Consider the following 13,311-nt stretch of genomic DNA (forward strand, 5'->3'; position numbering starts at 1 on the left):
CCGATCAGCCCCCTCTGACGAGGGCCGGATTGTCGCACGATCGCAGCGATGCGCCACCTTTTGTCTACGCCGTCCCCTCCGCGACCATCGACCGGGCGACGGCTTCGGCGACCTTGATGCCGTCGACGGCGGCCGAAAGGATGCCGCCGGCGTAGCCGGCGCCTTCGCCGGCAGGGAAGAGGCCGCGCACGTTCAGGCTCTGGAAGTCGGCGCCGCGGGTCATTCGGATCGGGGATGAACTGCGGGTTTCGACGCCCGTCAGAACCGCCTGGGCGTCGTCGTAGCGGGCGATCTTGCGGCCGAAGACGGGCAGGGCCTCGCGCATGGCGGCGATCACATAGTCGGGCATCAGGGGCGCCAGGTCGGTCGGGCGCACGCCCGGTTTATAGCTGGGGACGACCTCGCCCAGCGTGGTCGAGGGGCGGCCCGCCAGGAAGTCGCCGACCAGCTGGCCCGGCGCGAAATAGTCGCCGCCGCCGGCCGCATAGGCGCGGGTCTCCAGATCCCGTTGCAGTTCGATGCCCGCCAGCGGATGGTCGCTGGGATAATCCTCGGGCGAGATGCCGACCACGAAGCCGGAGTTGGCGTTGCGCTCGTTGCGCGAATACTGGCTCATGCCGTTGGTCACGACTCGGCCTGGCTCGCTGGTGGCCGCGACCACCGTGCCGCCCGGGCACATGCAGAAGCTGTAGACGGTGCGGCCATTCGAGCAATGGTGCGAAAGCGAATAGGCCGCCGCGCCCAGGTCAGGGTGGCCGGCGCAGGGGCCGAACATGGCCTTGTCGATCCACGACTGCGGATGCTCGATGCGAAAGCCGATCGAGAACGGCTTGGCCTCGATATGGACGCCGCGCTCGTAGAGGGTCTGGAAGGTGTCGCGCGACGAGTGGCCGATGGCGAAGACCACGTGATCGGCCTCCAGCGTCTCGCCAGTGTGCAGGCGCACGCCCCGAAGGACGCCCTTGTCGAGATCGATGTCCGTGACCCGGTGCTCGAAGCGGTATTCGCCGCCCAGCTTTTCGATCTTCTCGCGCATGGCCTCGACCATGGTCACCAGGCGGAAGGTGCCGATGTGCGGGTGGGCCTCGGTCAGGATTTCCTCCGGCGCCCCGGCTGCGACGAATTCGGTCAACACCTTGCGGGCCAGGAAACGCGGATCCTTGATCTGGCTGTAGAGCTTGCCGTCGGAGAAGGTGCCCGCGCCGCCCTCGCCGAACTGCACGTTGGATTCCGGGTCCAACTTGCTGCTCCGCCACAGGCCCCAGGTGTCCTTGGTCCGCTGCCGAACCACCTTGCCGCGGTCGAGGATGATCGGCTTGAACCCCATCTCGGCCAGGATCAGCCCGGCGAACAGGCCGCACGGCCCGGCCCCGATCACGACCGGCCGAAGGCGCTCGGTGCTGGGGGCGACGGCGACCGGGCGATAGGCGACGTCCGGCGTCGGCGCCACGTGCACGTCGTCTGCAAGGCGGGCCAGCACCGCCGCTTCATCCCTCACCTCGACGTCGAGGATGTAGACTTTCAGAATCGCGGATTTCCGGCGGGCGTCGTGCGCCCGCTTCCATATCGACCAGGAGACAAGATCGTGCGGCGGCACGCCCAGCCGGGCGGCGATCGCGGCGGGCAAGGCCTCCGGCGGGTGGTCGAGGGGCAGTTTGAGTTCTGACAGGCGCAACATCCGGGGCGTTCTAGCCGGTCGAGTCTTTGGATCCTAGGCGCAAGGTCCAGGATCACGGACGTGGGCGCGGCGCCCCTTCAATCCGACCCCGCCTTATGCCCCTTCCAGTCGAACAACTCCTCCAGTACCTGAACCGCCTGACCGCGTTCGGAGGTCAGGTCGGGGTCGCGGTTCAGGATCAGGCGGGCGTCGTCGGCGGCGGCCAGCATCAGGGCGCGGTGGCGGATCGGGTCAGCGAAGCGGTAGGCGGGGAAGCCGCTCTGTTTCAGGCCCAGGGGGTCGCCGCCGCCGCGCAGGCGGAAGTCTTCCTCGGCGATGACGAAGCCGTCCTCGGTGCGGCGCAGGGTTTCGAGCCGTTCCTTGGCGGTTTCGCCGAGGGCGCCGTCCTGGCCGCCGTACAGCAGGATGCAGGAGCTGGCCTTTGCGCCGCGGCCGACGCGACCGCGCAGCTGGTGCAGCTGGGCCAGACCGAAGCGGTCGGCGTGTTCGATGACCATGATGGAGGCCTTGGGCACATCCACCCCGACCTCGACCACGGTGGTGGCGACCAGCAGGGGAATGCGGCCGTCGGCGAAGTCGGCCATGACGGATTCGCGTTCGGCGCCGGGCATCTGGCCGTGGGCCAGGCCGACCTCGACGCCCAGCAGGCGGCGCAGGTCGTCGGCGCGGTCGACGGCGGCGGCGAGATCGATGGCTTCGGATTCGGCGACCAGGGGGCAGATCCAGTAGGCCTGGGCGCCGGCGTCCAGCGCCGTCTTCAACCGGGCGGCGACCTCGCCGATGCGGGCCAGGGGGACGACGGCGGTGGTGACGGGGGTGCGGCCCGGCGGCTTCTCCATCAGACGGCTGACTTCCAGCTCGCCGTATTGGGTCAGCTCCAGGGTGCGGGGGATGGGGGTGGCCGACATGGTGAGCAGGTGGACGGCGCCCAGACGCGGGTCGCCCTTGGCCTGAAGCCGCTGGCGCTCGCTGACGCCGAACCGGTGCTGCTCGTCGATGACGGCCAGGGCCAGGCGGTCGAAGCGGACGGCGTCCTGGAACAGGGCGTGGGTGCCGATGGCGACCTGGGCGTGACCGGAGGCCAGGGCGGCCAGCTTCTCGCGCCTCTGGCCGTTCGCATCCCGGCCGGTGAGCAGGACGGAGGCGACGCCGGCCGCCTCCAGCAGGGGGCCGAGTTTTTCGTAATGCTGGCGGGCCAGGATTTCGGTCGGGGCCATCAGGGCGGACTGGAAGCCGCTGGAGGCCGCGTCGGCCAGGGCCAGGGCGGCGACGGCGGTCTTGCCCGAGCCGACGTCGCCCTGAAGCAACCGGCCCATCTGTTTGCCGGAGGCCAGGTCGCGGCGGATTTCGGCGACGGCTTGGGCCTGGGCGTTGGTCAAGGTGAAGGGCAGGGCCTGGAGCAGGCAGTCGGAGGCGGCGCCGGGTGCGATGACGGGGGCGGGCTTGATCTCGCGGGCGCGGCGACGGCGGGCCAGGGCCAGCTGGTGGGCCAGGAATTCGTCATAGGCCAGGCGCCGGCGGGCCGGGGCGTCGGGCGACAGGTCGGGCTCGCCCGCCGGGGCGTGCAGGGCGTCCAGGGCGGCGCGCCAGCCTAGCCAGTTCTGCTTCTTCAGCCAGGCGGGGTCCTGCCATTCCGGCAGGTCGGGGGCGGCGGGCAGGGCGGCCTGGACCAGTTTGCGCAGCTGGCGCGAGGTCAAGCCTTGCGTCGCCGGATAGACGGGTTCGGAGGCCGGGATGTCGGCGGCCTTGTCGGGCGTGACGATGTCCGGATGGACGATCTGGACCTCGCCGTTGAACCGCTCGACCTTGCCCGAGACCAGCCGGGTCTCGCCGCGCGGCAGCAGCCGGTCGATATGCTGGGGCGAGCCTCCGAACCAGACCAGGTGGACGAAGCCGGTCGGGTCGCTGGCGCGGACCTTCAGCGGGGCGCCGGGGCGGCTGGGGACGAACAGGCGGTCGATGACGATCTCGAAGATGCCGACCTCGCCGTCCACGGCGGTCGCCGCCTGCATGGGCCGGCGCAAGATGACGCCCGAGGGGCTGAGGAAGACCAGATCGCGCACCAGCGGCCCCGCCACCTTCTGCACCAGGGGCAGGATGCGGGGGCCCACGCCCTTCAGGCTGGAAACCTCGGCGAACAGGGGGAAAAGAATCTGCGGACGCATCGCCGTGAACATAGCGTGACCATGACGGGTGGCGAAGTCCGTTCAGGAACGCTATCTGCGCTTCTTCCATTTGAGGACGCTAACGCTCGCCACGCGGTGGCTCGCTGCTTGAGCGTCCTTCAACTTTGCCGGGCAAGGATTCTTGTGGCCGAAATCGACGCGCGTTTTGAAGACGAGATGACTCCCGAGCGAAAGCAGAGGCTGGGCCGGATCCAGTTCCGGTGCTGGCGGCGGGGCTTCCGCGAGGCCGACATGGTGCTGGGGCCGTTCTCGGACCAGGTGGCGCCGACCCTGACCGAGGCCGAGCTGGACGTGTTCGAGCGGCTGATCGACGAGGAAGACCAGTGGCTCTACGGTTGGATCATCGAGCGTGATCCGACGCCGCCGGAGTTCGAGACGCCGGTGATGGCCAAGGTGCGGGCCTTCATGCGCGAGCATGTGGCCGCCGAGGTCGGCAAGGGCATCGGCTGATGGATCAGCAGGTGACTGTGCACCGGACCGACGCCGATCTGGGCGGGGCGCCGGAAGGTCTGGACGCCCTGGTCGTCGCGGAGCGCGTCAAGGCCGACGGCGGCGTGGGGGTCTTTGTCGCGCGCGATTATCAGCGGGCCGGCGGCTTTGTTCAGGCGTTCCGCTTCTTCTCGCAAGATGTCGAAATTCTGGAATATCCGGCCTGGGACTGCCTGCCCTATGACCGGCTGAGCCCGACGGCGGGGATCGCCGCCCAGCGGATGGCGACCCTGACGCGCCTGGCCCAGCGCAAGACCGGCGACGCGCCCGTTCTGGTGGTCACGACGGTCGGTGCGGCCATGCAGAGGACGCCGCCGAAGTCGGTGACGACCCAGGCCGGGTTCGAGACCAGGGTCGGCCGCGATCTCGATATCGAGGCGCTGGAGCGGTACTTCGCCGCCAACGGCTATGTCCGGGCTTCGACTGTGTCGGAGCGGGGCGAGTTTGCTGTGCGGGGCGGGGTGGTGGACGTCTATCCGCCGGGCTTCGAGGAGCCGGTGCGGCTGGACATGTTCGGGTCCGAGCTGGAATCGATCCGCACCTTTGACCCCGAGACCCAGCGCTCTACCGGCCAGATGACGGCGGTGGCCCTGGCGCCGGTGTCAGAGGCCCTGCTGGATGCGGACGCCATATCGCGCTTCCGCACCGGCTATCTGAAGCTGTTCGGCGCGCCGGGCGACGATCCCCTGTATGCGACCATCAGCGAGGGCGCGCGGCGGCAGGGGATGGAGCAGTGGCTGCCGCTGTTCTACGAAAGGCTGGACAGCCTGTTCGACTATCTGCCGGATCAGGCGCAGGTCTTTCTGGACAATCAGGCCGACAGCGCGCGCGCCGAGCGGTGGGATCTGATCGTCGACGCCTATGAGGCGCGGGCCGAGGCGGCCAAGGCGCAGAAAGGCAAGGGCGGGGGGCATGCGGCCGCCAATCGCGCCCTGCCGCCGCAGTGCCTCTATATGGACGCCGGCGACTGGAACCAGGCTCTGGCCGGCCGGTCGGTGCGGCGGCTCACGCCCTTTACGGGCGGGGGCGAAGACGCGGGCGGACGGCTGGGACGAACCTTCGCGGCCGAGCGATCACAGGACAGCGTCAACCTGTTCGAGGCGGTCGCGGCCCATGCCCAGGCGCTGAAGGCCGAGGGGCGTCGGGTGCTGTTCGCCTCGTGGACCGAGGGCTCGTCGGAGCGCCTGGCGACCCTTTTGGGCGACCACGGCCTGGATCATATCGTCGCCGTGCGCGACTGGGCCGATGTCCAGACCGCGCCCAAGGACCTGTATCTGCGGGGCGTCCTGCCGGTGGAGCACGGGTTCGTCACGGACGCGGTCGCGGTCATCTCCGAGACCGACATTCTGGGCGACCGGCTGGCTCGGCCGCGCAAGAAGCGTCGGGCCTCCAACTTCCTGGCCGAGGCCTCGGCCCTGACCACGGGCGACCTGGTGGTCCACCTGGATCACGGCATCGGGCGGTACGAGGGGCTGAAGACGCTCGACATCCAGGAGGCGCCGCACGACTGCCTGGAGCTCTCGTACGCCGGTGACAGCAAACTCTATCTGCCGGTTGAAAACATTGATCTTCTGACCCGGTACGGCACGGACGCCGACGGGGTGCAGCTGGACAGGCTGGGCGGGGCGGGCTGGCAGGCGAGGAAGGCCAAGGCCAAGGAACGGCTGCGCGCCATGGCCGAGGGGCTGATCGCCCTGGCCGCCAAGCGGGCGCTGCGCGAGACGGAGGCGGTGACGCCGGCGCCGGGCCTGTTCGCCGAATTCTGCGCCCGCTTCCCCTATGAGGAGACGGACGACCAGCTGAACGCCATCGGCGACGTGCTGGAGGACCTGGGCAAGGGCACGCCGATGGATCGCCTGATCTGCGGCGACGTGGGCTTCGGCAAGACCGAGGTGGCGCTGCGCGCCGCCTTCGTCGTGGCCATGACCGGCAAACAGGTGGCGGTGGTGGCGCCGACAACCCTGCTGGCGCGCCAGCACTACAAGACCTTCACCGAACGCTTCGCCGGCTGGCCGGTCAAGGTGCGCCAGCTGTCGCGGATGGTGACGGGCAAGGAGGCGACCGAAACGCGGGCGGGGCTGAAGGACGGCTCGGTCGAGATCGTCGTCGGCACCCATGCGGTCCTGGCCGAACAGGTCGGTTTCCGCGACCTGGGCCTGGTGATCGTGGACGAGGAGCAGCACTTCGGCGTCAAGCACAAGGAAAAGCTGAAGACCCTGCGCGCCGACGTCCATCTGCTGACCCTGACCGCCACCCCGATCCCGCGCACCCTGCAGATGGCCCTGTCGGGCATTCGCGAGATGTCGATCATCGCCACCCCGCCGGTCGATCGCCTGGCGGTGCGGACCTATGTGACGCCCTGGGATCCGGTGCTGGTGCGCGAGGCCCTGCTGCGCGAGAAATATCGCGGCGGTCAGGCCTATTATGTCGCGCCGCGTCTGAAGGACCTGCCGGACATCGAGAAATTCCTGCGCGAGCAGGTCCCCGAGATCAAGTTCGTCGTCGGCCACGGCCAGATGTCGGCGACCCAGCTGGAGGAGGTGATGAGCGCCTTCTACGAGGGGGAGTACGACGTCCTGGTCTCGACCACCATCGTCGAGAGCGGGCTGGACATCCCGACGGCCAACACCCTGATCGTGCACCGGGCCGACATGTTCGGCCTGGCGCAGCTGTACCAGATCCGGGGCCGGGTGGGCCGGTCCAAGGCGCGGGCCTTCGCCTATCTGACCACCGATCCGGTCAAGCCGATGACCCTGTCGGCCGAGCGGCGTCTGCAGGTGCTGCAGTCGCTGGACAATCTGGGCGCCGGCTTCCAGCTGGCCAGCCACGACCTGGACCAGCGCGGCGGCGGCAATCTGCTGGGCGACGAACAGTCGGGCCATATCCGCGAGGTCGGGGTCGAGCTTTACCAGCAGATGCTGGAGGACGCGGTCGCCGAACTGCGCGAGAAGGGCGAGGGGCTGAATGTGGATCGCGGCTGGTCGCCGTCGATCAACGTCGGCGCTTCCGTCCTGATTCCAGAGGACTACGTGCCGGACCTGAACGTCCGTCTCAGCCTGTATCGCCGCCTGTCCGACGCCGAACAGGCCGAGGATCGTGAAGCCCTGGCCGCCGAACTGATCGACCGGTTCGGGCCCCTGCCGGACGAGGCGCAGCAGCTGCTGAAGATCGTCGGCGTCAAGGCCAACTGTCGCCGGGCCTGTATCGAGAAGATCGACATTGGGCCGCGCGGCGCGGTGCTGACCCTGCGCGACAACAGCTTCCCCAATCCGGTCGGACTGGTCGGCCTGATCCAGAAGAACCACGCCTTCTGGAAGATCCGGCCGGATCAGAAGATCGTCGTGACGGGGGACTGGCCGACGGCCGAGGACCGGCTGAAGGTGGCGGAGCGGATCACGGCCGATCTGGCGCGGGTGGCGGGGGCGTAAGGCCCTAGCGCACCTTGTCGAACAGGTCGGCGGAGGCGCGTTCCAGCAGGGCGCCGGCGGATTCGCCAGGGCGCATTTCGGCGGCGCCGACGTCGAATTCGGCGACGAAGGGCGAGCGGTCGGGGCCGGCGTCGAAGGCGGTGCAGCCGATGACGGCGGCGATCCGTTCGGCGGCCAGGCGAGCGGCCTCGCCGCGCGCGGCGGGCAGGGCCAGGGCGAAGACCTCCTTGGCCAGACGGGCCGGCGTATCCTCGACCCGAACCAGGCGCGAGACCATGGCGCCGATCTGGGGCATGGCCCGGTCCAGCCAGCCGCCCTGGCGCGCCCAGGTGACGGGCTCGGTCTCGCGCACCCTGAGAACGCAGACGGACAGGGAACGTTTGCGAACGCGAGACGCCTCGGCGACCCGACCCAGGTGGGCGGCGAAGAGTTCGGGCGTGAACAGGCCGGTCGAGGCGTCCATCAGGTCCAGACTGCGGACCGAATCCAGCGCCTTTCTGATGGTCAGGTGGCGGCGGTGGGCGCCGGCCATGGCCAGGACCCGCTCCGCCGTCTCCTGCTCCGGCGTTTCGGTCGAGGCGACGTCGGCGAAGCCCCGATTGAACAGTTCGTTCAGGCTGATTTCGTCGGCGCCACGCAGATAGAGCATCAGCGGGATATGATACAGGCGCGTGTTGCGCTTCATGCCTGCGGCGATCGACAGGGCGGGGGTGTGGTCCTTGGCGCCCCACAGTATGGCGGCGTCGAACAGGGTCTCATGCAGATAGTCGAAGGCGGTGTAGGGGGTGGGCGCCGCCACCACCTCGGCGCCCGCAGAGGTCAAGGCGTTGGACAGGGCCAGGAAGCGACGGTCCGCAACCCCCGCCGCCAGGATCCGCAGAGGCGCCGCCGCGCCGGGGTCGGCGGCCAGGCTGATGCCGCGCAGGCCGAAGGTGGCGACCCGCAGGTGAAACTCTTCCTCGGCGATGGCGGCGCGGCCGAGCTGTTCGAGACGAAGGGCGGCCTGGGCCGGGTGCGGCGGAACCGACATGGCGACATCGGCGCCCTCGACCGAGTCGGGGGCTGCGCCGACCACCATGATGGGCAGGCGGCGCGGTTGGGCCGCCGCGCGCAGTCGGACCGCCGCGTCCGGCGTCAGGGAATCGTAGTCGATCACGGCGGCTTCGAGCGGCAGGTCCTGAAGCGTCGCCTCGGCCGAGCCGACATCGCGGGCGGTGACGGTGGTCCAGCCAAGCGCGTCCAGGCCGGCGGCGAGCGGCCCGATACGGGCGTCATGAGCCGCCAGGATCAAAACGCGCGCGTCGAAAGCCAAGCCAGTCCCTCCCCATTGGTCGCTGGGGCCATAGCCGCATGCGAGGCGGACCACCATAGCGCGACGCATTTTATAAAGGACTATCGCCTTCGCAGGCCGCCCTCAAAGGCAGGTGCGTCGACAGGGCTTTTCCCCGTTCCAGAATCCTTTAAGTCTAGGGGTTTGTTGTAACGGTTGTGGGGACCGGATTGAGCGATCAGCTGACCCGATCGGTTCTGAAGGCGCCCGGCTTCTGGGGCGGTCTGGCCGTGCGCGCCTTCACCCGCAGCTGGGGCCGGGACGTCATGCTCTACACGGGGGGCGTTTCCTTCTTCGCCCTTCTGGCCGTCTTTCCGGCCATCGCCATCCTGATCGGCGTCTATAAGCTGGGCCTGTCGATCAATGAGGTCAGCGCCCAGGCCGCCGCCCTGTCCGACCTGTTGCCGCGCGCGGCCCAGACCATATTTCACGACGAGATCGCCCGGTTGGCCAAGGCTTCCGCCCGGACCGTCTCGGCCCAGAGCGCCTTCGCCCTGTTCGTCGGCGCCTACGCCGCCCATCGAGGATTCAAGGCGTTGCTGGCGGGACTTAATCTCATTCACGATGAGACTGAGCCTCACGGCTTCTTCAAATTCAATCTACTGGCCTTTTTCGTCGCCATATTCGCCTTCGCCCTGTTCACCGTCGTGTCCGGCGCCGTGGTGACGGCGCGGATTCTGGCCCATGCCGCCTCGCCGGGGGCGAGGGGGGACAATGCGGGTCTGATGCCGCTCGACGCCCTGCTGCCCGCCCTGGGCCTGGTGGTGGGGCTGACGTTGCTCTATCGCTACGCCATGAGTCACCGGACGCCGGTGGCCTGGCTGCCGTCGATCACCGGAGGGCTGGTGGCCACCCTGATGTCGGTGGTCTCATCCTGGCTCTGCGCCATCTATGTCGAACAGATCGCGCCTCTGGGAGCGACCTATGGCTCGGTCGGGGCCGTGGTGGTTTTGCTGATCTGGCTGTCCTGGAACGTCAACGCCATCTTCTACGGCGGCGCCTTCGCGACCGAGATGGAGATCGCCGCCGGGGCCGAGAGGGCGGAACAGGCGCGCAGGGCCTCCGCCGCGGCGGATGTGGTCGATCTGTCGGAACGGCGGGCCAGCCGCCGCACGCGGTCGCGGACCTAGGGTCGAAAACTCAGCCCGCTTCGACCAGAAGGCGCAGGACGCCGTCGACCTCTTCGATCGAAATCACGCGGCCCTGCTTCTGAGCCATCAGAAACGGCGCGTCGATGCGCGCCATAGGGTCGGTCGCCAGAAGGACGAAACGGGCGCCGGCCGCCGCCCCGGCCATGGCCTTTTGCAGCCTGAGGCTGGGCGCCGGGCAGCGGTGGCCTCGGGCGTCGACGACGACGGGTTCGGTCACGATGCGGCTCGCTCCGCCAACATCTCCAAGGCGACCCTGAGCGCCGCCATCCGGACCGCGTCGCGCCCCAGATCGCCGAACCGCTCCATCCTGTGGACCAGCCCGCCCGGACCCACGGCCGCGAAATGGACCAGGCCGACCGGCTTGTCCGGGCCGCCGCCGCCCGGCCCCGCAATTCCGGTGACGGAGACGCTGACGCTCGCGTTCGACTGGGCTGCGGCGCCTTCGGCCATGGCGCGGGCCGTCGGCTCGGAGACGGCGCCGTGGGCGATCAGGGTCGCCTCCGGCACGCCCAACATCTGTTGCTTGGCGGCGTTGCTGTAGGTGACGAAGCCGCGATCCAGAACCGCGGAGGAGCCGGGGACGGCCGTCAGGGCGGCGGAGACCAGGCCGCCGGTGCAGCTTTCCGCCGTGGCGATCATCAGTCCCCGCTCGGCCGCGGTTGCGACGATCTGTTGCGCCAGTCGCAGGATGTCTTGTGAGAACATGCGCTTTCCATAGGCCGCGAGTCCCGCTCTAACCAGCACCATGACCGATGTGGTTCAAGCCAAAAGCGCGGCGCGCCCGAACCCTGGGCGGCTCACGCCTCTCCTGTTCGCGCTGGCCGTCTTCACCTCGGCTTGTCTGGTCTTCGTGGTTCAGCCGATGGCGACCAAGCTGATCCTGCCCAGCCTGGGCGGATCGCCGTCGGTGTGGAACGCCGCCATGGTCTTCTTCCAGACCGCGCTGCTGGCCGGCTACGGCTACGCCCACGTCCTGCAGCGCATCGGGTCGATGCGGCTTCAGGTGCTGGTTCATCTGGCGCTTCTGCTGGCCGCAGGCCTGTCTTTGCCCCTGCGGATCAGCGGCGTCCTGGGCGATCCCGATCCAAACGCGCCCACGGCCTGGCTTCTGGCGACCCTGACCCTCTCGATCGGGGCCCCCTTCGCCATTCTTTCGGCCACCGCGCCCCTGCTTCAAGCCTGGTATGCGCGGGCGCGGGCGGGCCAGGCGGACGCGAAGAACCCCTATGTCCTCTATGCCGCTTCGAACCTGGGCAGTTTTCTGGCCCTGCTGGCCTATCCGGTCCTGATCGAACCCCTGGCCAGTCTTTCGCTCCAGCGCCTGGGCTGGAGCCTGGGCTATGGTCTGTTCCTGGTGATGGTCGCCGGCCTGGGCGCCCTGGCCTGGTCCGGCCGCGGGGTCCGAACGGGTGCGGCGGCAGAGCCCGCGCCCCTGGAGGCGGGGCCGCTGATCGCCTGGCGCGAGAAGGGGTTGCTGATCCTGCTGGCGGCCGTTCCGTCGAGCCTGATGCTGGGTGTGACGGCGCATCTGTCGACCGACGTGGCCTCTGCGCCCTTCCTCTGGGTCATTCCTCTGGCCCTCTATCTGCTGACCTTTGTCATCGCCTTTCAGAACCGACCGGTCCTGCCGCTCCCCCTGACGCTGGCGATCCAGGCGGGGGTGCTGGCGGCCGGCTGCGCCCTGGTCGCCTTTCGGACCACGGAGTGGCTGTTCGTCTTCGTCGTCAATCTGACAGCCTTCTTCTTCTGCGCCCTGATGTGCCATCAGCGGATGGCCGAGCGGCGTCCTGCGCCGGGCCGGCTGACGGAATTCTATCTGCTGCTGTCGCTGGGCGGCGTCCTGGGCGGCGTCTTCAACGCCCTGATTGCGCCCCTGATCTTCAACATGGTCTGGGAATATCCGCTGGCGCTGGTCGCCGTCGGCCTTTTGCGGCCATGGGGCGAAGGCGAGGTGCGGCGATGGGAGATCATCGCCTGTGTGATCGGGGGCCTGGTCGCCCTTGCCGGACCGCTGGGTCTGGCCCTGGTGCGCTACGCCCCCGACATTCGCGCGGTCGTCCCGGACGCCGAACTGGTGCGGATCGCCCAGGCGGTGATCGGCGTCGCCGCCCTGTTCGCCTTCCTGCTGAGGGACCGGGCGATCATGTTCACCGTCGTTCTGGGAGCCATGGTCTGGTCCGGCTACCATGTCGCGCGGGGCTATGACTGGGCCCTGACGGAGCGCAGCTTCTTCGGGGTCATGCGTGTGGCCGATACCGACGTCGCGGGTCTGGGGGGACCGGTTCATGTGCTGATGCACGGCACCACCCTGCACGGCGCCCAGGCGCAGTCGGAACCGCACCGTTGCTCGCCAACCCTCTATTACGCCACGGCGACGCCTCTGGGGCAGGCGGCCCTGATGGCCCAGGCGCACCGGCCGGACGGCGCCCGGATCGGGGTCGTGGGCCAGGGCTCGGGGGCCATGGCGGCCTATAAGCGCCGCCAGGACCAGATGAGCTTTTTCGAGATCGACCCGATGGTGGATAGGCTGTCGCGCGATCCGCGCTGGTTCAGCTTCATCAATGGTTGCGCCGAAGGACCGATCCGGACGGTGCTGGGCGACGCCCGACTGACCATGGCGCGGGAGGCCGCCGGTTCCTATGACCTGCTGATCATCGACGCCTTCAGCTCCGACGCCGTACCGACCCATCTGCTGACCCAGGAGGCCATCGCCGGCTATCTGCGGCTTTTGAAGCCGGACGGGGTGGTGGTGCTGCACCTGTCCAACCGCAATCTGGACATCACCCTGCCGGCCGAGGCGGCGGCCGCGGCCCTGGGGGCGCCGGCTCTTCACCAGATTTATCGGGAACGGTCGGACGCGCCGCTGATGGCGGAATCCTCGACCGAGGCTCTGGTGATCGGCAAGAGCGAAGCGGCCCTGGCGCCCTATCGCGAAGATCCGCGCTGGCGCAGGCTGTCGCCCACGGAGGTGCGGCCGTGGACGGACGACTACGTGAACCTGTTCGGAGCCCTGGTGCGGCAGATGCGGCTGGCCGCGCGCTGAAGGCGC

General features: G+C 69.0%; 9 protein-coding genes. 4 read left to right on the plus strand and 5 right to left on the minus strand.

From position 1 onward, the window contains the following. Positions 1–64: 64 nt before the first annotated feature. Both GGQ93_RS04240 and recG read right to left on the minus strand, forming a co-directional pair. Positions 65–1,678 carry an NAD(P)/FAD-dependent oxidoreductase gene (locus GGQ93_RS04240; RefSeq protein WP_152950350.1) on the minus strand — a complete coding sequence of 538 codons (1,614 nt, stop codon included), beginning with the start codon at positions 1,676–1,678 and terminating at the stop codon, positions 65–67. A 77-nt stretch (positions 1,679–1,755) separates the two neighbouring features. Then, positions 1,756–3,843, minus strand: a complete 2,088-nt coding sequence (gene recG, locus GGQ93_RS04245; RefSeq protein ID WP_183216058.1) for an ATP-dependent DNA helicase RecG — start codon at positions 3,841–3,843, stop codon at positions 1,756–1,758. Positions 3,844–3,987: 144 nt separating this feature from the next. Here recG and GGQ93_RS04250 point away from each other — a divergent pair, with 144 nt between their 5' ends. Continuing rightward, positions 3,988–4,314, plus strand: coding sequence for a succinate dehydrogenase assembly factor 2 (locus GGQ93_RS04250; protein WP_182713089.1), 327 nt, complete (start codon positions 3,988–3,990; stop codon positions 4,312–4,314). Beyond that, positions 4,314–7,781: a transcription-repair coupling factor gene (gene mfd, locus GGQ93_RS04255; RefSeq protein ID WP_183215325.1), complete on the plus strand. Its 3,468-nt coding sequence runs from the start codon at positions 4,314–4,316 to the stop codon at positions 7,779–7,781. Before GGQ93_RS04250 ends, mfd begins: the two co-directional genes overlap by 1 nt. A 4-nt stretch (positions 7,782–7,785) precedes the next feature. Here mfd and GGQ93_RS04260 read toward each other — a convergent pair whose 3' ends face one another. After that, positions 7,786–9,093 carry a PleD family two-component system response regulator gene (locus GGQ93_RS04260; protein WP_183215327.1) on the minus strand — a complete coding sequence of 436 codons (1,308 nt, stop codon included), beginning with the start codon at positions 9,091–9,093 and terminating at the stop codon, positions 7,786–7,788. Positions 9,094–9,281: 188 nt separating this feature from the next. On the opposite strand from GGQ93_RS04260, the gene GGQ93_RS04265 reads away from it, so the two are divergent. Then, positions 9,282–10,241 carry a YihY/virulence factor BrkB family protein gene (locus GGQ93_RS04265; RefSeq protein ID WP_224764333.1) on the plus strand — a complete coding sequence of 320 codons (960 nt, stop codon included), beginning with the start codon at positions 9,282–9,284 and terminating at the stop codon, positions 10,239–10,241. 10 nt (positions 10,242–10,251) lie between these two features. Here GGQ93_RS04265 and GGQ93_RS04270 read toward each other — a convergent pair whose 3' ends face one another. Both GGQ93_RS04270 and GGQ93_RS04275 read right to left on the minus strand, forming a co-directional pair. Further along, positions 10,252–10,479 carry a sulfurtransferase TusA family protein gene (locus tag GGQ93_RS04270; RefSeq protein ID WP_054765913.1) on the minus strand — a complete coding sequence of 76 codons (228 nt, stop codon included), beginning with the start codon at positions 10,477–10,479 and terminating at the stop codon, positions 10,252–10,254. Continuing rightward, the gene (locus tag GGQ93_RS04275; protein ID WP_182713086.1) at positions 10,476–10,967 is read right to left on the minus strand and encodes a CinA family protein; all 492 of its coding nucleotides are present in this window, start codon (positions 10,965–10,967) and stop codon (positions 10,476–10,478) included. The genes GGQ93_RS04270 and GGQ93_RS04275 overlap by 4 nt, the downstream gene beginning before the upstream one ends. Positions 10,968–11,007: 40 nt before the next feature. Here GGQ93_RS04275 and GGQ93_RS04280 point away from each other — a divergent pair, with 40 nt between their 5' ends. Next, a complete protein-coding gene (locus tag GGQ93_RS04280) occupies positions 11,008–13,305 on the plus strand; it encodes a spermidine synthase (protein WP_183215329.1) in 2,298 nt (765 codons plus the stop codon). Positions 13,306–13,311: the final 6 nt, after the last annotated feature.

The sequence above is a fragment of the Brevundimonas aurantiaca genome (assembly GCF_014199955.1).
In the GTDB taxonomy this organism is placed as follows: Bacteria; Pseudomonadota; Alphaproteobacteria; order Caulobacterales; family Caulobacteraceae; genus Brevundimonas; species Brevundimonas aurantiaca.